This window comes from Pseudomonas sp. IT-P218, assembly GCF_949767605.1.
Classification (GTDB): domain Bacteria; phylum Pseudomonadota; class Gammaproteobacteria; order Pseudomonadales; family Pseudomonadaceae; genus Aquipseudomonas; species Aquipseudomonas putida_AE.
Map to the genome: position 1 here is coordinate 1 of NZ_CATKQQ010000076.1, position 339 is coordinate 339.

The 339-nt window shown below is 48.7% G+C and carries 1 rRNA gene; it reads left to right on the forward strand.

The annotated features are described in order from the left end of the window. Positions 1-64: 64 nt before the first annotated feature. A 23S ribosomal RNA gene (locus ACM6I6_RS26220) occupies positions 65-339 on the forward strand; the annotation flags it as partial.

A 339-nucleotide genomic window follows, 5' to 3' on the forward strand; every position in this document is an offset into this window, starting at 1 on the left:
GAGCACAATCGAATTTTCGGCGAATGTCGTCTTCATAGTATAACCAGATTGCTTGGGGTTATATGGTCAAGTGAAGAAGCGCATACGGTGGATGCCTTGGCAGTCAGAGGCGATGAAAGACGTGGTAGCCTGCGAAAAGCTTCGGGGAGTCGGCAAACAGACTTTGATCCGGAGATGTCTGAATGGGGGAACCCAGCCATCATAAGATGGTTATCTTGTACTGAATACATAGGTGCAAGAGGCGAACCAGGGGAACTGAAACATCTAAGTACCCTGAGGAAAAGAAATCAACCGAGATTCCCTTAGTAGTGGCGAGCGAACGGGGACTAGCCCTTAAGT